The sequence below is a fragment of the Chryseobacterium sp. Y16C genome (genome assembly GCF_022488405.1).
GTDB classification, from domain to species: Bacteria; Bacteroidota; Bacteroidia; order Flavobacteriales; family Weeksellaceae; genus Chryseobacterium; species Chryseobacterium geocarposphaerae.
In genome coordinates, this window is sequence record NZ_CP092711.1 from 393,256 (window position 1) to 412,858 (window position 19,603).

Annotated in this window: 11 protein-coding genes; 10 read left to right on the top strand and 1 reads right to left on the bottom strand. The window is 36.1% G+C overall.

Annotation, left to right across the window (positions count from 1 at the left end; genetic code table 11):
* The first annotated feature begins 2 nt into the window (after positions 1-2).
* The 5 genes from MKS83_RS01590 (at position 3) to MKS83_RS01610 (ending at position 6,112) form a co-directional block, all read left to right on the top strand.
* Complete coding sequence (locus MKS83_RS01590; RefSeq protein WP_240581690.1) at positions 3-689, top strand: lycopene cyclase domain-containing protein; 687 nt, start codon at positions 3-5, stop codon at positions 687-689.
* Positions 682-1,962, top strand: a complete 1,281-nt coding sequence (locus MKS83_RS01595; protein ID WP_240581691.1) for a cryptochrome/photolyase family protein — start codon at positions 682-684, stop codon at positions 1,960-1,962. Before MKS83_RS01590 ends, MKS83_RS01595 begins: the two co-directional genes overlap by 8 nt.
* Positions 1,963-2,472: 510 nt before the next feature.
* A complete protein-coding gene (locus MKS83_RS01600; protein WP_157798711.1) occupies positions 2,473-2,643 on the top strand; it encodes a lmo0937 family membrane protein in 171 nt (56 codons plus the stop codon).
* Positions 2,644-2,831: 188 nt separating this feature from the next.
* Positions 2,832-3,443: a DUF4142 domain-containing protein gene (locus tag MKS83_RS01605; protein WP_240581692.1), complete on the top strand. Its 612-nt coding sequence runs from the start codon at positions 2,832-2,834 to the stop codon at positions 3,441-3,443.
* A gap of 236 nt (positions 3,444-3,679) precedes the next feature.
* On the top strand, positions 3,680-6,112 hold the full coding sequence (locus MKS83_RS01610; RefSeq protein ID WP_240581693.1) for a bifunctional YncE family protein/alkaline phosphatase family protein: 2,433 nt from the start codon (positions 3,680-3,682) through the stop codon (positions 6,110-6,112).
* A 55-nt stretch (positions 6,113-6,167) separates the two neighbouring features.
* Here the strand turns inward: MKS83_RS01610 and MKS83_RS01615 are convergent, their stop codons facing one another.
* A complete protein-coding gene (locus tag MKS83_RS01615; protein WP_240581694.1) occupies positions 6,168-7,676 on the bottom strand; it encodes a T9SS type A sorting domain-containing protein in 1,509 nt (502 codons plus the stop codon).
* Between the two features lie 130 nt (positions 7,677-7,806).
* Here MKS83_RS01615 and MKS83_RS01620 point away from each other — a divergent pair, with 130 nt between their 5' ends.
* From MKS83_RS01620 to MKS83_RS01640, 5 genes are all read left to right on the top strand, one after another.
* Positions 7,807-8,193: a DUF6660 family protein gene (locus MKS83_RS01620; RefSeq protein WP_240581695.1), complete on the top strand. Its 387-nt coding sequence runs from the start codon at positions 7,807-7,809 to the stop codon at positions 8,191-8,193.
* Positions 8,194-8,339: 146 nt separating this feature from the next.
* Positions 8,340-12,701, top strand: coding sequence for a CusA/CzcA family heavy metal efflux RND transporter (locus tag MKS83_RS01625; RefSeq protein WP_240581696.1), 4,362 nt, complete (start codon positions 8,340-8,342; stop codon positions 12,699-12,701).
* 1 nt (position 12,702) lies between these two features.
* The gene (locus tag MKS83_RS01630; protein ID WP_240581697.1) at positions 12,703-13,950 is read left to right on the top strand and encodes an efflux RND transporter periplasmic adaptor subunit; all 1,248 of its coding nucleotides are present in this window, start codon (positions 12,703-12,705) and stop codon (positions 13,948-13,950) included.
* A gap of 314 nt (positions 13,951-14,264) precedes the next feature.
* Entirely contained in the window at positions 14,265-16,013 is a 1,749-nt protein-coding gene (locus MKS83_RS01635) for an amidohydrolase (RefSeq protein ID WP_240581698.1), read from the top strand.
* Between the two features lie 170 nt (positions 16,014-16,183).
* Positions 16,184-19,519 (top strand): DEAD/DEAH box helicase, encoded by a 3,336-nt coding sequence (locus MKS83_RS01640; RefSeq protein ID WP_240581699.1) that lies wholly within the window; start codon positions 16,184-16,186, stop codon positions 19,517-19,519.
* Positions 19,520-19,603 lie beyond the last annotated feature (84 nt).

Below are 19,603 nucleotides of genomic sequence, written 5' to 3' on the forward strand. Positions count from 1 at the left end.
TAATGCAGCAATATACCTATCTTTTAATTGATTTTTGTACGGTAATTATCTGTTTTATTTTTTCATTTCATCCTAAAATAAAGTTTTACAGACACTTTACCGCCTTTTTGAAAGCTTCGTGTATAGTGGCTTCAGTATTCATTATATGGGATATCTGGTTTACGCAAAAGGGAGTTTGGTGGTTTAATGATACTTACCTTCTAGGAATCCGGATATATAATCTTCCGGTTGAAGAGATTCTGTTTTTTTTCTGTATTCCCTTTTCATGTATTTTTACCTACTTCTGTATAGATAAATTTTTTACACTGGATTGGAATCCCTTACCCGAAAAAGCTTTTGTTTGTGTATCGATTATTTATTCACTGGTCATAGCTTTCTATTTTCATGATAAGATTTATACTTTAGTAACTTTTGCTTCCACGGCGGTTAGTATTTTTACCCTCTATTTTGTATTAAAATCGAGATGGATTGGTAAAGCATCACTTATATATCTTTTTCTGATGCCCGGTTTTTTTGCAGTAAACGGAATACTTACGGGAACAGGTCTGGAATCTCCCGTTGTCAATTACAATCCACAGGATTTCCTTGGTATCAGAATGCTTACAATACCCATCGAAGATACAGTATATGGATATGAAATGATTTTGTGGAACATCTTTTTATTTCAAAAATTTAAAAATAATGAGTAAGATTAATGTGTTCTGGTTCAGGAGAGATCTTAGGCTTGAAGATAATGCGGGGCTGGATCATGCTTTAAAATCCGGGAACAAAGTGTTACCGGTATTTATATTTGATACAGAGATTTTAGATCTTCTTCAGGATAAATCCGATAAAAGAGTAGATTATATCCATCAGGCTTTGAATAGTTTAGATAAAGAACTGAAAATCTATAACAGTGGTCTTAAAACATATTACGGAAAACCTATTGATATTTTTAAACAACTTACAGAAGAGTTTGAAATTGACACCGTATTTTGTAACAGAGATTATGAACCACAAGCTATAAAAAGGGATAAGCAAATAGCGGATTTTCTTCAGAAAAATGAAGTTGGATTTTTAGATTTTAAAGACCAGGTAATATTTGAAAAAAATGAAATCCTCAAAAGCGACCAATCACCATACACTATTTTTACTCCTTACTCAAAAAAGTGGAAGGAGAACTTACAATCTGTTGAAGAATACAGATCTGACTCCAACAATTTTGTTCAGTTGAAAGGTTCTTCAGAAATTCTGAGTCTGGAGGATATTGGTTTTAAAAAAACAGAAGTAAGCTTTATAAAACCCTCACTTGACAGAAAGATCATTGATTCTTATCAGCAATACAGGGATTTCCCGGCTTTAGACCATACTACACATTTAGGGATTGCCCTTCGTTTTGGGACGATTTCTATAAGGAAATGCGTGAAATTTGCTCTTGAGCATAGTGATACTTGGCTTAATGAATTGATATGGAGGGAGTTTTTTATGCAGATTCTATTTCATTTCCCTTACGTGGTGACTCATTGTTTCAAGAAAAAATACGAGAGCATCAATTGGCGAAATAATGAAGAAGAATTTAAAGCCTGGTGCGAAGGAAAAACCGGTTATCCTATTGTGGATGCAGGAATGCGTGAGCTTAATGAAACGGGTTTTATGCATAACAGGGTCAGAATGATTGTGGCAAGCTTTCTGACCAAACATCTGCTTATTGACTGGCGATGGGGAGAAGCTTATTTTGCACAAAAGCTGTTAGATTATGATCTTTCTGCTAATAATGGAAACTGGCAATGGGCTGCAGGATGCGGTTGCGATGCTGCTCCCTATTTCAGAATTTTTAATCCCGAAGAGCAAACCAAAAAGTTTGATAAAAATCTTGTCTATATTAAAAAATGGTTAACCAATTATGATCAGCCAGCTCCTTTAGTTGAACATAAATTCGCAAGAGAACGTGCATTGGAAACCTATAAAAAAGCCCTTACTTAAGCTTATTATAACAAAACCCCTCTAGTGAGGGGCAAAAAAATAATAATGCTGGAAATAAAGTGATGATATTGAGATTAAAATTAAAACAAGATATAAACTTCCTCCTATGATTCAAATCATAAGATGCAGTAAAATGAATAAATATCTTTGCTTAAGATAAATTTTTTGTTGGAGGAAACTCTGATTAGACAGGCACTCATTAGAGTGCTTTTTTTTATTAGTATACTACAGTCAGTAGATTAAAAAAGAATCTTATTCTATAATGTTTAAAGTATAAAAATACCTCCTCAGAAGAGGAGGATAGATAATGCTGGAATAGATATGAATGATATTTTATAAAGGTAAATAGATCGTAAACACAAGGTTTATGATTCAAGTCATAAACAAAAAGATTATTAAAGAAATATCTTTGAATAAAGAGTTACTGTTAATAGTGACTTAATAAACTATTTTAAAATTATAGACAAGACCATGTCTTTATTCATTGTATAACTTTAAAAATTTTAGATTATGAGAAGTGTATTATGGTTAGTAGCAGTCATTTGTATTGCGGTATGGCTTTTAGGGATTTTAGGAATCATTCCGGGGATCAGTACGGGATATTTAGTACATGTATTATTAGTAATTGCAATTATTGTGATTTTATATAATATTATCACAGGCAGAAAACCACTTGATTAGATACTGAGATTATCCATAAAGAAGAAGATAATACTTTAATATTGGGTTACTCAAGTCAAAATTAATTCAAAATTAAGCAGTTAGGAATGCTTCTGTTTCAAAAGTATGAGCCTGGTGAACCCGGACTTCTATTGAAAATAATGCGTTCTATTAAATTGCAACACACCTTTAACCACTAAAATTATAATATGAAAAAATCAATGTTAGTCCTTTTATCAGCTGTTGCTATGATGGCTTGTAAGAAAAAAGAAACCACGACTGTTAATCAGTCTGCAGACAGTTCTACAGTATCTGCTCCGGCAGAATCGGGAATGACTGTTTCGGATTCTGTTAAGATGTCTAATGAACGTGATGTAAATAATCTGCTGAGTGATCAGGACAGAAAGTTTGCAGAAAACGCATCAAGAGGAGGAACAATGGAAGTAATGATGGGAAAACTGGCAGCTACCAATGCAGGCAGTGCTGCAGTAAAAGCATTAGGCGAAATGATGGTTAATGATCACACCAAAGCCAATGAAGAGCTCAAAAAATGGGCTTCAGGAGTAGGATATACATTGCCTACAGATTTGGATGATAAAAGACAGAAGAAGTATGATGAGCTGAAAACAAAAAAAGGAATGGAGTTCGATAAAATGTACACCGATCTAATGGTAGATGATCATGAGGAAGATATAAAAGACTTTAAAAAACAAGCTTCTGACGGTTCAGAATCTGCCTTGAAATCGTTCGCAAGCAATACACTTCCTACTTTAGAACATCATTTAATGGAAGCCAAAAAGGCAAAAGAAGCAGTAAAATAATATTTGTCTTAAACTATAAATAAAGTTATTCCGAAAGAACCGATGGTGTAAAATCCTGAAACTTCTCTGGAATAACTTTTCTTTTTTATATGATTAAATTTTTACTTGAATAATTTTTACCACTATTGAACATTTGTTTTTAATGCAAAAATATTTGTTATATTAAGTTTTCTTTAAAAATTATATCAGCCATTCTTCATTCTAACGTATTTTCATAATTATGTACAATGAAAAAGATGAAGAATATATTCTTAATAATTTTTGCGATAATCTTATCTCAGGGAGTACTGGGACAGAATAAAATAATTGCGGAATTAGAAAATCCTAAAATAGGGTTACCTAATGGCTGGACATTAACCCCTGTAGGAAATCAGGTGGTTTTGGGTGATCTTCCTCTCAATCTTGTCATCAGTCATAACAAAAAATGGGCTGCCGTAACCAATAATGGACAAAGTACGCAGACCATTGACCTGATAGATATTGAACATCAAAAAAAGACAGATAGCGCAGTTATTGCAAAGTCCTGGTACGGATTGGCTTTTTCTTCAGATGATACTGTTTTATATGCTTCGGGAGGGCATGATAATATGATTAAGACCTATTCTGTTAAAAAAGGAAAATTGGCCTTGCTAGATTCTATTGTTCTGGGAAAACCCTGGCCTGAAAAAATTGGCATCGCAGGGCTGGATGTTGATGATAAAGTTCAGAAACAGCTGTATGTGGTAACCAGAGAAGATAAAAAACTGTATGTAATTGATCTTAAGAACAAATCGATACAGTCTAAGGTTGATCTGGGAGCAGAAGGTTATACCTGTAAACTGTCACCTGATCTTAAACAGTTATACATCAGTGTTTGGGGAGCTGAAAAACTGTTGGTTTGGGATGTTGTTTCTAAAAAAATAACAAAAGAAATTGCTGTGGGAAATCATCCCAACGAAATTACTTTCAGTAAAAATGGAAAATGGCTGTATGTTGCCAATGCTAATGATAATTCAGTGTCAGTAATCAATACTAAAGAAGGAAAAGTAGTAGAAACTCTGAATGCAGCGCTATATCCTAATGCACCAAGCGGTTCCACAAGTAATGGCGTTGCACTTTCTGAAAATGAAAAAACCTTGTATATTGCCAATGCAGACAACAATTGTCTTGCTGTTTTTGATGTAACGAATCCCGGGAAATCAGTTTCCAAAGGATTTATACCTGTCGGATGGTATCCTACGAATGTCAAGGTAGTAGGCAATGAGATTTTGGTAACCAATGGAAAAGGTCTTTCTTCCAAAGCGAATCCCCGAGGACCGAATCCTACGGATAAAAAAGAGAAGGTTGATCGCCATTCCGGAGATGCTAATAAACTTAAAGAAATACAATATATTGCCGGATTGTTTAAAGGAACTTTAAGCTTTATCGAAAGTCCGGAACCTGAAAGACTGGCTATTTATTCGCATGCTGTCTATCAGAATACACCTTACTCAAAAGATAAGGAACTGAATGCGGAAGGCGAAGCCGGAAATCCCATTCCCATGAAGATAGGTGAGAAATCCCCCATTAAATATGTTTTTTATGTCATTAAAGAAAACCGGACCTATGACCAGATTTTAGGAGATCTTCCGCAGGGAAACGGCGATCCCAATTTATGTTTGTTTGGGGAGAAAATAACCCCGAATCAGCATAAAATTGCCAATGAATTTGTATTACTGGATAATTTCTACGTGGATGCAGAAGTAAGTGCGGACGGGCACAATTGGAGTATGGGAGCTTATGCAACAGATTATCTGGAAAAAACATGGCCTTCGAGCTATGGAGGAAGAGGCGGAAGCTACGGAGGTGAAGGAGAAAGAGAAATTGCCAATAATAAAGGCGGATTTATTTGGGATAATGCGAAAAGGCATAATGTAACTTACCGAACATACGGGGAATTTGCAGATAAAGGAAAACCAAATGTAAAATCATTGGAAGGACACATAGCAACAGGCTATACAAGCTATGATTTAAGTGTATCGGATACCACTCGTGTCAGACAATGGAAAGAGGACTTCGATGCGCTTATCCGAAGCGATAAAATGCCTCAGTTAACCACCATTCGCATCAGTAATGATCATACGGAGGGAATGAGAGCAGGTAAAAAAACACCTTATGCTCACGTTGCGGATAACGATCTGGCAGTAGGTCAGTTTGTTGATTATATCAGTAAAAGCCCTATCTGGAAAGAAACTGCTATTTTCATTCTTGAAGATGATGCTCAGAATGGTCCCGACCATGTGGATGCCCACAGAAGTCCTGCTTATCTGATAAGTCCTTATGTAAAAAGAAAATCTGTTGATCATACTATGTATTCTACAACGGGAATGCTCCGTACGATTGAATTAATCCTCGGAATGAAACCTATGACTCAATATGATGCTGCAGCAGTTCCTATGTGGCGATCATTTACTAATCAGCCGGATTTTGCTTCATTCGATCATGTTCAGGCTAACATAAATCTTAATGAACGAAATCCTGAAAAAGGCAAATTAGCGGAGCTGAGCGCGAAGTTTGACTGGTCTAAGGAAGATGCGGTTCCTGATTTGGTATTCAATGAAATCCTTTGGCAGGGAATCAAAGGAGAAAGCGCGCCTGCTCCGATACGTGCCGCGTTTCTGAAAACTAATGAGGACGAAGATGATGATTAATAGGTTGTATTTCTTAACGAAATAGGGAGATTTGATTCCAATCCCTAATTAAACATTATTTTTTTATAATCAGTTTTTCAGATAGAATGGTTTTTTCCTGATCATCAACCTGAACGATATATGCCCCACTTGAGAACGCAGAAGTATTGATTGAAACCTTAGTTTCAGAATATTTTTTATTAAATATCTTTCTTCCCGACATATCGTGAATGCTAATTGTAGCTCCTGCCGGAAGATGGTCTATAGTAACAAAATCTTTTGCCGGGTTAGGGTAAATTGAAATATTACTTTTAATTGTATTTTCATGGGTACCCAGCTGATTTCCTGCAAGTTTTATCACCAGGAAATCAGAGGTGACATTAGCTGTTTGTGTAAACCCTCCTATAATATATCCTCCGTCAGAGGTTCTTTGAATGGAGGACGCTCCTTGATTATATGTTCCACCATAAGAATTCTGCCATTCTACATTGCCTAAAGCATTAAGTTTGATCACTCCAAAATCAGACTGAGGAAAACCAGTGATCGGATCGTAAGAGTAGAAGAAGCCAGCAACAATACATCCGCCATCAGGAGTGCTGTCAAGTCCTACAGGTCTATCATCCATACTTCCTCCGAAAAAGTTCTGCCATACTGTAGTTCCTGTGGAATTAAGTTTTACGATCCAAAAATCATAATCCGGACTTCCGCCATCGCCTTGTAATATAGAATACCCGGAAACGATATATCCGCCATCTGTCGTTTGTTTCACCGATTGTGCTACATCATTCGTACTGCTTCCCAACGATTGTTGCCATTGAAGAATACCTGTTGCGGTTATTTTGATAACCCAATAGTCATTGGCACCATGATTTCCGATTACATAGCCATACGGTGAAGATGAATATCCTGCGACGATATATCCGCCATCTGTTGTTTGTTCTATAGAGTGCGCTTCTTCCCAGCCGGACGGATCGCCATAGGTTTGTTCCCATTCTATATTTCCTAAAGCATCTAATTTTATAATCCAGAAGTCCTTATTGCCTCCTACCAAAGTTGGAGGGGCCATACTTTTGTATCCTGCGACAATATATCCGCCATCAGTTGTTTGTCTTATACTGTAGGCAGAATCATCATTAGGTCCTCCATATGTTTTTTGCCATTGTATATTTCCTGAAGCATCCAGTTTTATCACCCAAGAGTCTTTGTAACCATAGTTTACGGAAACATCTCCATCGTGAGAAGCAGTAATTCCTGCAAGAATATATCCACCGTCTGAAGTTTGTTGTATGGAAGTTCCAATATCCAGGTAAGAACCTCCAAAACATTTTTGCCACATAATATCTCCAATAGCATTTGTTTTTAATACCCAAATATCTCCGGAGCCATGATTTCCGGTAACATCTCCATTATTAGACGAAGATGAGCCAATATGAATATATCCTCCGTCTGAAGTTTGATGAAGGTTATTATGCAAATCAGACTGGAGACCTCCATAGGTCTTCTGCCACTCAATGGCGGGAGCCTGTGAGTATAGATTGTTGCTGAGATAAATACAGAAAAAAGAAAGAATAAATGTATATTTCATATAATTGTGGTCAATTTGATGATTATTCAAATATAATTAAAATTAATTTGAATTATTCTTATCAAACTCATTAATACATAATATTGACTATTTCCATAGTCGTTTCGTTTTCCCAAAATAGAAACTTACAATGTTGAAGATTCTTAGGAGAAAAACGGCTGTTAAGGATAATTTTTATACATTTGCTGTAATGTATTTATTCAGATTGCTTTTAACATTCTATTTCGTGGCGTTGTCTATCATGCCATGCAATGATGTTGCTGCTAAGCAATTGAATGCTGCTCCGAATTTTACATACGTAAATAATCCACAGGAACATTCCCATTCAAGCAATGATGCCTGTTCTCCGTTATGCTTTTGCAATTGTTGCCAGATGACGGTGACTTCTTTTAAAATTGAACCTGTCATTATTTTTCCGGAGCTGGTTCGTAGCTATTTTTCAAAGAAAATCTTTTTTCAGAAAAATGATTTTGCCTATTTGGTGTATGATCAGATCTGGCAACCTCCTAAGATTTAATTTTTATTGATTTTTAATGGAAGGCTTTTGTCTTTCATCAATTTGTTATGAAATCTTTGCAATTCCGTTGCATAGAGTTTCTTTTCATTTTTGTCCTTCTGTTTAAGAATTTTAAGCAGACCGACATTCAATAAAAATTAAATTCAATGTTAGATAAAATCATAAGATTTAGCATCAGGAATAAGATTGTCATTGGAATAATGACTGTGGTGCTTGTCATCTGGGGCGTTTGGAGTGCCTCAAAATTACCGATTGATGCTGTACCCGACATCACCAACAATCAGGTACAGATTATTACTGTATGTCCCACATTGGCAGGGCAGGAAGTGGAGCAGTTGGTAACATTTCCAATAGAACAAAGTATTGCTAATATTCCGGATATAGAAGAAACGAGAAGTATTTCAAGATTCGGATTATCCGTAATCACAGTTGTGTTCAAAGAGAACGTAGATATTTATTTTGCCCGTCAGTTAATCGGCGAACAGCTGAAGCAAGCCGTTGAAGAGATTCCCAAAGGCATCGGAACTCCCGAATTAGCGCCTGTAAGTACAGGTTTGGGAGAAGTTTATCAATATATTCTCCATCCGAAAAAAGGAAGTGAAAAAAAATACACGAGTAAAGAGCTGAGAACTATGCAGGACTGGATCGTTCGCAGACAATTGAACGGAACTCCGGGAGTGGCCGAAATCAACAGTTTTGGTGGAGAGCTTAAGCAATATGAAGTAGCCATCAATCCGGATCGTTTGAAAGCAATGGGAATCAGTATCACCGATATTTTTACAGCTTTAGAAAAGAACAATCAGAATACGGGAGGAGCTTATATCGATAAAAAACCGAATGCTTATTTCATCAGAGGAATCGGTATGGTGACATCAATAGAAGACATCAAGAATATTGCCGTGAAAAATGAAACAGGGAGTGTTCCTATTTTCATAAAAGATGTTGCGAATGTTGGTCTTGGACACGCCATTCGCTATGGAGCTTTAACCTATAATGGCGAAGTTGACGCAGTGGGAGGTGTTGTAATGATGCTGAAAGGAGCGAACAGTAACGAAGTCGTGCAAAGAATTAAGGATAAAATTCCGACGATCCAGAAATCGCTTCCTGATGATGTGATTATTGAGCCGTTTTTAGACAGAACGGATTTGGTAGACAGAGCAATAAGTACAGTAGAGAAGAACTTAATTGAAGGTGCCTTAATCGTCATATTTGTTCTGGTACTTTTTCTTGGAAATTTCAGAGCCGGATTAATTGTGGCTTCGGCGATTCCGCTTTCTCTTTTATTTGCTTTAGGAATGATGAATGTTTTCGGAGTCAGTGCCAATCTGATGAGCTTGGGAGCAATTGATTTCGGTTTGATTGTAGACGGAGCGGTCATTATTGTAGAAGCAACCCTTCATCATTTAGGACTGAGAAAATCAACGAAAATATTGACCCAATCAGAAATGGATGAAGAAGTCTTTTTATCCGCATCTAAAATCAGGAGCAGTGCGGCTTTCGGTGAAATTATAATCCTCATCGTTTATATTCCTATTTTAACGTTGGCAGGAGTAGAAGGAAAAATGTTTACGCCGATGGCGAAAACGGTAGGTTTTGCCATTTTGGGAGCATTAATCTTGTCATTGACTTATATTCCGATGATGAGTGCTTTATTTTTATCTAAGAAAATAGCCCATAAAGAAACTTTTTCTGATAAAATGATGAACAGACTGCAAAGAATTTATCAACCGTTATTGGAAAAAGCTTTAAAGATAAAATATGCTTTAGTAGGAGGAACCGTGGCTTTATTTGTGGTATCGATTTTCATATTCAACAGAATGGGAGGAGAGTTTATTCCCCAATTGCAGGAGGGAGATTATGCTTTTCACTGTATTCTACCGCAGGGAAGCTCTCTGAGTCAGAGTATTGAAACTTCAATGCAGGCTTCAAGAATTATCAAGCAGTTTGACGAAGTAAAAATGGTAATCGGAAAAACAGGTTCAGCAGAAGTTCCTACAGATCCGATGCCCCCGGAAGCTTCCGATTTGATCATTGTTTTAAAGCCGAAAGAGGAATGGAAAAGTAAAAAATCTTATGACGAACTGGCTGATGAAATTTCTGAAAAACTGGAAACTATTCCGGGAGTATTTTTTGAGAAAAACCAGCCGATCCAAATGCGTTTTAATGAATTGATGACCGGAATCAGGCAAGATGTGGCGGTAAAGATATTCGGCGAGAATCTGGACTCATTGGCTATGTATGCGGATAAAACCGCAAAAATAATCTCGTCGGTTGAAGGAGCTACTTCACCACAGATTGAACGGGTAAGTGGTCTTCCGCAAATCAACGTAGAATATGACAGAACCAGAATGGCAAATTACGGATTGAATATTGAAGAGGTAAATAATGCTTTAAGCACCGCTTTTGCAGGACAGACTGCCGGTCAGGTTTTTGAAAACGAAAGAAGATTTGATTTGGTGGTACGTTTAGACAGTCTTCACAGAACCAATATTGATGATGTGAATAATCTGATGATTTCTACAAATTCCGGAGCACAGATTCCGCTTTCTCAAGTGGCGAATGTGAGTTATAAACTAGGACCTGCCCAAATCAGCCGTGAAGAAGGAAAACGTAGAATTGTAATCGGGTTTAATGTAAAAGACCGTGATGTGGAAAGTGTTGTAAAAGACATTCAGGAAAAGTTGGACAAAGTAAAACTACCATCAGGCTATTATTTCACGTATGGAGGTCAGTTTGAAAATTTACAGGCTGCAAGTAAAAGACTGATGATTGCGGTACCGGTTTCATTATTGTTGATTTTTATGTTGCTGTATTTTACATTCCATTCCTTTAAACAGGCGGCATTGATCTTTACAGCAATTCCAATGAGTGCAATAGGAGGTATTTTTGCTTTAGTACTCAGAGATATGCCTTTCAGTATCAGTGCCGGAATAGGATTTATCGCTCTATTTGGAGTTGCCGTTCTCAACGGAATTGTACTGATCGGAACTTTCAATCAACTGAAAAAAGAGGGAGAAACGAATATTATAAAACGGGTAATTGAAGGGACAAAAACAAGGTTGCGACCTGTATTGATGACGGCAACGGTAGCATCTTTAGGATTTTTACCGATGGCTATTTCCACGGGAGCAGGTGCCGAAGTTCAGAAACCTTTGGCAACAGTGGTAATAGGAGGTCTGATTACGGCTACTTTCCTTACGCTGTTCGTATTGCCGATGCTGTATATTATTTTTAATACAAAAATTGATTTAAAAAAGATAAAACCTAAATCATTAAGCGCAGTTATTATACTAGGATTCTTATTCTTTGGGCAGACTTTTAAAGCACAGCAAGAAATCTCTATAACGGCAGAACAGGCTGTACAAATGGCGTTGAGTAATAATGAACTGATCAAATCAAAAGATTTGGATATTAAAGCCAGCGAAGCCTTAAAACCTACCGCTAAAGAACTTCCAAAACTGAGTGTGGATGCACAGTTAGGGCAGTATAACAGTAAAAAGTTCGACCAGTCTTTTTCAATCTCGCAAAATATTCCTTTTCCAACCTTGTTTAAAGCCAGAAAAGAACTGATTACTGAAGAGATTAAAGGAAAACAGATTAATAAAGAAATTTCTGCCAATGAACTGACAAAACAGGTCAGAACCTATTATTACCAGATCGAATATTTGCAGTACAATCAATTGCAACTGAAGCATCTGGATAGTCTATATCAGGATTTTATAAGAATTGCTACGGTAAGGTTTAAAGCCGGAGATATTAAAAAAATTGAGATCAATACGGCTGAAACCCAGAAAGGAGAAATTAATCTGCTGCTGAAGCAGAATGAAGTATATCTTACCAATGCGTATAAAAATTTAAAAACACTCCTCAATACATCTGAAGAAATTACAGTTCCCGCCAATAAAAACTATTATCCTTTAAAAGCAGAGAATGTTCTTGATAGTCTTTCGATTGCAAAGCATCCTACCGTAAGAACATTCTATCAGGAAATGGAGATTGCCGAAAAGAATAAAAAGGTTGAAAAATCTCAGGGACTTCCGGAATTTACGATCGGGTATACGAATCAGTCTTTAATAGGCTTTCAGACGATCAATGGAATGGAGCAGTATTTCAATGGTGGAAACCGCTTTCATTCGGGAACAATAGGAGTTTCCATTCCTTTGACTTTCGGGGCGACAAAAGGGAGAATACAATCCTGGGAATTTCAGAAGCAAATGGCAGAAACCAACGCAAAATTACAGGAAAAACAACTGGAGAACCAGTTGGAAAATACTTTCAATCAATACCTGCAAAATATAAAGCGATATGAGTATTATATAAACCAAGCCATTCCGAATGCGGAAAAGATTATAAAAGCCGGACAGTTAGGGTATAAAACAGGTGAAATATCATATGTGGAATATCTTTTTGCTTTACAGACTGCTACGAATATTCAGCTGAAATACCTCGAATCCATACAGCAGGTGAATGAATCTGTAATTACTATTAATTCAATACTAAATAAATAAAATGAACATCAAATATCATATCATCAGTCTTGTATTTATCTCACTTTTTTTGATAAGCTGTGGGAAAAAAGAAGATTCTGAAAAAGCTGTGGAACCCAAAACAGAACAGAAAGAGGAAAATCATGAAGAAACTTCCTCAACCATTGCAGAACTTACGGAAGAACAAATGAAATCGGTCGGAGTGACATTGGCAACGATTGAAATGAAAGAGCTTACTTCAACCATTAAAGCAAACGGATTATTGAGGGTTCCTAACAACAGAAAAGCAACAGTAACTTCTTTATATGGTGGAGTTATTAAAACCATTAATGTTCAGATCGGTGACTTTGTGAGAAAAGGTCAGGTCTTGGCTACCATAAGCAATCCTGAATACATTCAGCTGCAGGAACAATATTTGACTGTAAACAGCCGAATTACCTATGCAGAACAGGAATACAGAAGACAGAAAGAACTTTTTGATAATGATGCAGGAGCGAAAAAGAATCTTCAGAGTGCAGATGCAGAATTAAAAAGCTTAAGAACTCAGAGATCATCATTACAGAGACAGCTTCAGATGATGGGAATAAACCCTGGAAAAGTAACAAATGGTAATTTACGTTCGGGATTGGCTATTACTTCTCCGGTCAGCGGAACCGTAAGTAACATCAATGCACAGATTGGGAGTTATGTAGATGTTTCTTCTCCTGTGTTGGATATTATTGATAACAATTCCATTCATCTTGATCTTCAGGTGTTTGAAAAAGATTTACCGAAAATGAAGATCGGGCAGATCGTTCATTTTAAGCTGACCAATAATCCTGAAACCGAATATGATGCAAAAATTTACAGCATAGGTTCTTCGTTTGAAAATGAAAGCAAAACAATCTCAGTTCACGCCAATGTTACAGGTAATAAAGAAGGATTGATCGACGGAATGAATATTACCGGAATTGTGAGCCTGGATAAATCAGTAACTCCGGTCATTCCGAACGAAGCGATTGTAGAAGCAGATGGAAAGTATTATGTCTTTGTACAGACTGATAAAAAATCAGAATCCCATGAAGAAGAAGAAAAAAATCACGGGAAAGAAACGAAAGGACATTCAAAAACTATGAATTTTGAAAAAATAGAAGTGGTAAAAGGATCTACAGATATGGGCTATACGGCAATTACTCCGGTAAACAATATTGCTCCCGATGCAAAGATTGTAGTAAAAGGAGCCTTCTTTGTGAATGCAAAGCTGTCCAATTCAGGGGAACACGAACATTAAGTTATAAAGTTTTTTTGTGTTAGAATTTTAATAATAGAAATAAAGGATTGAATGTCCAGAGCCGTATTATGCTTAAAATAAAAATATTCAGACCTTTTTATTATTCTTAATGACAATTTAGTTAATTTTATAAGGGCTAAATTTTTAAAAACTAACTTTGGGGTTATAAAAATTTAAATATTTTACAGCTTTTAGAAGTTGTAGTAAGTTTTCATGTTTATCGTTAAAATAGTTTCTCTTAAAAATAAAGAAATTGATTGATCAGAACCCATCGATTTCTATTATTGAATGTATAACTATAAAAAATAAACAACATGCCTAACCAAATTACAAAACGGTATTTAGTTTTCTTGCAGTTATTGACGGCTTTATTTCTGTTGCAAGTAACGAACTCCTGTACTTCATCAAAAAATGAATTTGCAGATACGATTTACATTAACGGAGATATTCTTACCATGACAGGGAATGATGCAAATTATGTTGAAGCATTAACGCTAAAAGATGGTAAAATAACTTTTGTGGGTGACAAAAAAACAGCGATGTCTTATAAAGGAGACTCAACTCAGGTAATTGATCTTAAAGGCAGAACGCTCATGCCCGGTTTTATTGATGCACATGGTCATGTTAGTCAGGCGGCTTCCTTTTCTTTTGCTGCCGACTTAGAGCCTGAACCTTATGGTAAAGTAATGTCGATTCCTGATCTTCAAAAGGCTTTGAAAGAGTATATCCGGAAAAATAATATTCCACCAGGTATGCCGGTCATCGGAAATGGTTATGATGATGCCATTATGAAAGAACATCGTCATCCTACCGCACAGGAACTGGATGAAGTATCTTCCGTTAATCCGATATATATACTTCATACTTCCGGTCATATGGGAGTGGCAAATACTCGTTTGCTCAATGATATGAAAATTACATATAATACTCCTGATCCTGTAGGTGGAGTGATAGGGAAAAATACCTCATCTAAAACACTTACCGGAAAAATGCAGGAGAATGCGAATATCAATACCCTTCTTTTTGCCATAAGTAAACTGCCAAAGTCAACCGAAGAAGATAAGTTTAAAGGATTATTGAATGCAGAAAAAGAATGGTTTGCCAACGGACAAACAACAATCTGTGACGGTCGTTCTATACCGGAAAATATTAGTTTAGTAATGGCAGCTAATAAAAAAGGATTGTTAAAAGGAGACTATATTGTTCTTCCTGATTACGATACCAATGCAAAGGGTCTGGATTCTTTAAAAAAATATTACCGAAAATATGATAATCACTTCAAGATAGGAGCTATAAAAATGACTTTTGACGGTTCACCACAAGGGAAATCAGCATGGCTTACAAAACCTTATCTCGTTCCTCCCGATGGAGAAGGAAAAAACTTTACAGGACATCCTATTTACAGTCATAAAGCAGCGTATGAGGGACTCAAAAATATACTTTCGCACGGTATGCAGGCTCATATTCATTGTAATGGAGATGCAGCCATTGACGAAGGACTGAATCTAATGGATACCTTAAAGAAAGAAGGGCTCCTTACTTCAGATATGCGTTGTGTCCTTATTCATAGCCAAGTTTGCCGTGCAGATCAGGTTCCCAGATTTAAGCAGATCGGAATCATGCCAAGTTGGTTTCCTACTCATTGTTATCTTTGGGGAGATTGGCATTTAAACAGTGTTTTAGGGAAAGAAAGAGCTTCGCATATAAGTCCGCTTAAACAAGGACTTGACAATGGGATACGTTTTACAATTCATCATGATGCCCCTGTAACTCCTCCAGATCTCCTTACTGCAGTCTATGCCGCAGTGAACAGGAAAACAAGATCCGGTGTTATATTGGGACCTGATCAGCGTATTTCGCCATACGAAGCACTCAAAGCAATTACGATAAATGCTGCATGGCAGTGGAGCGAAGAAAATGAAAAAGGAACACTGGAGAAAGGTAAAAAAGCAGATCTTGTTATTTTAGATAAAAACCCATTGAAAGTAGATCCATTAACAATTAAAGACATAAAAGTGGTGGAAACATTCAAAAATGGAAAATCGGTATTTAAAAGAAATTAAAATAGACCTTATACAAAATGCCTCGAGTTTTCTTGAGGTATTTTTTTATTACGAAAATTTAAATTAGGAAATAAATTAGTTTTAAACTAAGCTTAATCAATATTTGATTTAGGATTAATTTTCAGAAATTTGTCATCTTATCCAACATTCTTAAGATTCATTTATCAGTAATGGAATTATCAGGAGAATATACACTATTCAATATCCATATCAGTACGCTTTCCGTGTATGAATTGCTTAAACATACCCAAAACGGAAGTTTTATGGAGAAAAGGGATTTCCAGAATGTTTTTCCCATTGCCCTTGAACTGAATGTTGGTGTGTTTACTAAAAACAATGCAACCTTTGATTTTCCCAGAGTTTCGGTAAGCCAGATTGGAAATGATATTATTTCATCCTGTTCCTGTGATCAGGATGATCAAAAATTGTGTGAACATCAGGCTGAGATTATTCATTGCATTCTTGAGAAAGAAGACTTTCGGATATTCTATGATAATAACCTTCGTCGTAAAATATTAGTACGATCAGCGAAAGGATATGGCTTGGAAAATGAATCGAATCTGGATGCCTATTTCCAATTAAATTATGTAGATGGAAAGCTGAGTGTCGAAAGTAAAATAAAAGAACTGCTGAAAATAGACGAACAGGCTTTTAAGAAAGATCTTATTCCTCAACAGCAATCTCTCATCAAAAAATTAGCGGCTCAGGAAACAGATAAAAAACAGATCCTTGTTATTGGAAGACACCGCTACTACAATCAACTGAGCTTTTTGCTCATGGAAGCGGATATAACACAGGCCGGAAAAATTAAAAATCCTGTAAGCAGCACAGATCCTATGAATCTGATATGGAAAGCTGAAAGTCCTTTAGCAATTAAATTCTATACAGCCCTTGTTGTTTTTCAGAACAAATACAATGAGGACAATACGGATACAGAATTGGAAGCCTTACATCAGATTATTAAAAATCCGTTAGAATTAGATACCTATTTTCATGACATAGAGATTGCTGAAACCATTTCTGCCAAATCTCTGATTCCTGTTGATATAAAGGCTTTAAAAGCTGAAATACAACTCACTGTATTTAAAAAAGAACCGTTTTTTGAAATTACCGGTGAACTTGTTTTCAATGATGTTGCAATTCCTTTCAAAAATGTGGTGATCCGGAATGAAAATTTTGTTTATCATCATCAGACTTTCCATTATGTAGATCATCCCGATATGCTTCGGGTGCTTAAGTTCTTTAAAGCTAATAATGAAATTTTACTGGTTCATTATTCTAAATATGAAGAATTTATTCAGAATGTTCTGGCTCCTTTAGAGAATCTTGTTCATATTAATTACAGCTATATCCGCAAAGCCACTTCTGTAGAACTTATTGAGAAAAACTTTGAAGTAGAACGTATTGTTTACCTTAATCAGGCAGGAAATTTCATAGCCATTATTCCTGTTATGAAGTATGGAGAAGTAGAAGTTCCGGTTTATTCCAGAAAGCAGATATTTGATACTGATCAGAACGGAAACGAATTTAAAATAGAACGAGATCACAATGCGGAAATTGCCCTCACTTCGGTAATTATGAATCAGCATCCTGATTTTAGCGAACAGCTGGAAGGACGTGAATATTTCTATCTCCATAAAGATAAATTTTTAGATGAAAGCTGGTTTTTCAATGCTTTTGAAATATGGAGAAATGAAGGGATTACCATTCTTGGATTTAATGAAATTAAAAATAATAAGCTCAATCCTCACAAAGCCAAAATAACTATAGAAGTCAATAGTGGAATTGACTGGTTTAATGCTAAGTTAAAAGTTCATTTCGGAAAAAAGAAAGCCACGCTGAAACAAGTACACAGGGCTCTCCAAAACAAAAGTAAATTTGTACAGCTGGATGATGGTTCTCACGGAATTTTACCCGATGAATGGATAGAAAAAATAAACAGATATTTTCAGGTAGGAGATATAGACGAGGATTTACTTAAAATTCCTAAAATCAATTTCACAGAAATATCCGATTTATTTGAAAAAGAAGTGTTGAGTGAAGAAGTACAGAATGAAATTACAACTTACCACGAACAATTTTCAAAGATAAACAGGAGTGAGGTTCCGGTTCCTGCAGAATTGAATGCCGAACTCAGAGATTATCAACGGGAAGGACTGAACTGGCTGAATTTTTTAGACAATTTTAACTTTGGAGGATGTCTTGCCGATGATATGGGGTTGGGAAAAACTCTGCAGATCATTGCTTTTATCTTATCACAAAGAGAAAAATACGGACATACGACCAATTTGGTGGTGGTTCCGACTTCTTTGCTGTTCAATTGGCAGGAAGAAATACAAAAATTTGCTCCTTCTCTGAAAATATGGGCACATTACGGAGCCGAAAGGGAGAAAAGTATCACAAAAATGCATGAATATGAGATCGTATTAACGACATATGGAATGGTTTTGTCTGATATTCATTTTCTGAAAAATTTCCGTTTCAATTATATCTTTTTAGATGAGTCACAGGCGATTAAAAATCCAAATTCAGAAAGATATAAAGCAACACGTTTGCTACAATCCAGGAACAGAGTTGTACTTACAGGAACACCTGTTGAAAACAATACGTTTGATCTGTACGGACAGCTTTCCTTTGCCTGTCCCGGATTGTTGGGAAGTAAGCAGTATTTCAAAGATATTTATGCAATCCCGATCGATAAATTTGAGTACAGTAAAAGAGCATTGGAACTTCAACAAAAAATAAAACCTTTCATCCTCCGAAGAACAAAAAAACAGGTTGCCAGTGAATTACCCGAAAAAACAGAGATGGTCATTTATTGTGAAATGAATGCAGAACAGCGCAAAATCTATGATAATTACGAACAGGAATTGCGTGAATTTATTTCGGCTACCAATGAGGATGAAATCACAAAAAATAGTATGCATGTATTAACGGGTTTAACGAAACTCAGACAAATATGCAACTCTCCGGTACTTTTGAAAGAAGGACATTCAGGAAGTAATGCCGTGAAGATTGAAATCCTTACCGAGCAGATTGAAAATAAATCCAAAGAACATAAAATATTGGTTTTTTCCCAATTTGTAGGCATGCTTGATTTGGTTAAAGCCGAATTAAAGAAAAAAAACATTCCGTTTGAATATCTGACAGGTCAAACGAAGGACAGAGGAACAAAAGTACAGAATTTCCAGACCAATGATGAGGTTCGCGTATTTTTAATCAGTCTAAAAGCAGGCGGGGTAGGTTTGAATCTAACCGAAGCAGATTACGTATACCTTATTGATCCCTGGTGGAATCCTGCCATCGAAAATCAGGCGATCGATCGAAGCCACAGAATCGGACAGACGAAACATGTAGTGGCAGTTCGATTGATTTGTACGGATACCGTGGAAGAAAAAATAATGAACATGCAAAAGAAAAAACATAAGCTGGCTCAGGATTTAGTTAAAACAGATGCCTCTTTCTTTAATAATCTGTCAAAAAATGAGTTGTTGGAAATTTTGTAATTGAAATTGATCTTTAAAACAACTTTATTATCAGAATAAAACATAGTGAATTCTGTTGATAAAAATATTTTACCATTTATCATA

Coding starts and splice junctions, on each gene's coding strand:
- MKS83_RS01605 (WP_240581692.1), top strand. CDS start 2,832: ATGAAAAAATCAATGTTAGTCCTTTTATCAGCTGTTGCTATGATGGCT.
- MKS83_RS01590 (WP_240581690.1), top strand. CDS start 3: ATGCAGCAATATACCTATCTTTTAATTGATTTTTGTACGGTAATTATC.
- MKS83_RS01635 (WP_240581698.1), top strand. CDS start 14,265: ATGCCTAACCAAATTACAAAACGGTATTTAGTTTTCTTGCAGTTATTG.
- MKS83_RS01620 (WP_240581695.1), top strand. CDS start 7,807: ATGTTGAAGATTCTTAGGAGAAAAACGGCTGTTAAGGATAATTTTTAT.
- MKS83_RS01610 (WP_240581693.1), top strand. CDS start 3,680: ATGAAGAATATATTCTTAATAATTTTTGCGATAATCTTATCTCAGGGA.
- MKS83_RS01625 (WP_240581696.1), top strand. CDS start 8,340: ATGTTAGATAAAATCATAAGATTTAGCATCAGGAATAAGATTGTCATT.
- MKS83_RS01615 (WP_240581694.1), bottom strand. CDS start 7,676: ATGAAATATACATTTATTCTTTCTTTTTTCTGTATTTATCTCAGCAAC.
- MKS83_RS01595 (WP_240581691.1), top strand. CDS start 682: ATGAGTAAGATTAATGTGTTCTGGTTCAGGAGAGATCTTAGGCTTGAA.
- MKS83_RS01600 (WP_157798711.1), top strand. CDS start 2,473: ATGAGAAGTGTATTATGGTTAGTAGCAGTCATTTGTATTGCGGTATGG.
- MKS83_RS01640 (WP_240581699.1), top strand. CDS start 16,184: ATGGAATTATCAGGAGAATATACACTATTCAATATCCATATCAGTACG.
- MKS83_RS01630 (WP_240581697.1), top strand. CDS start 12,703: ATGAACATCAAATATCATATCATCAGTCTTGTATTTATCTCACTTTTT.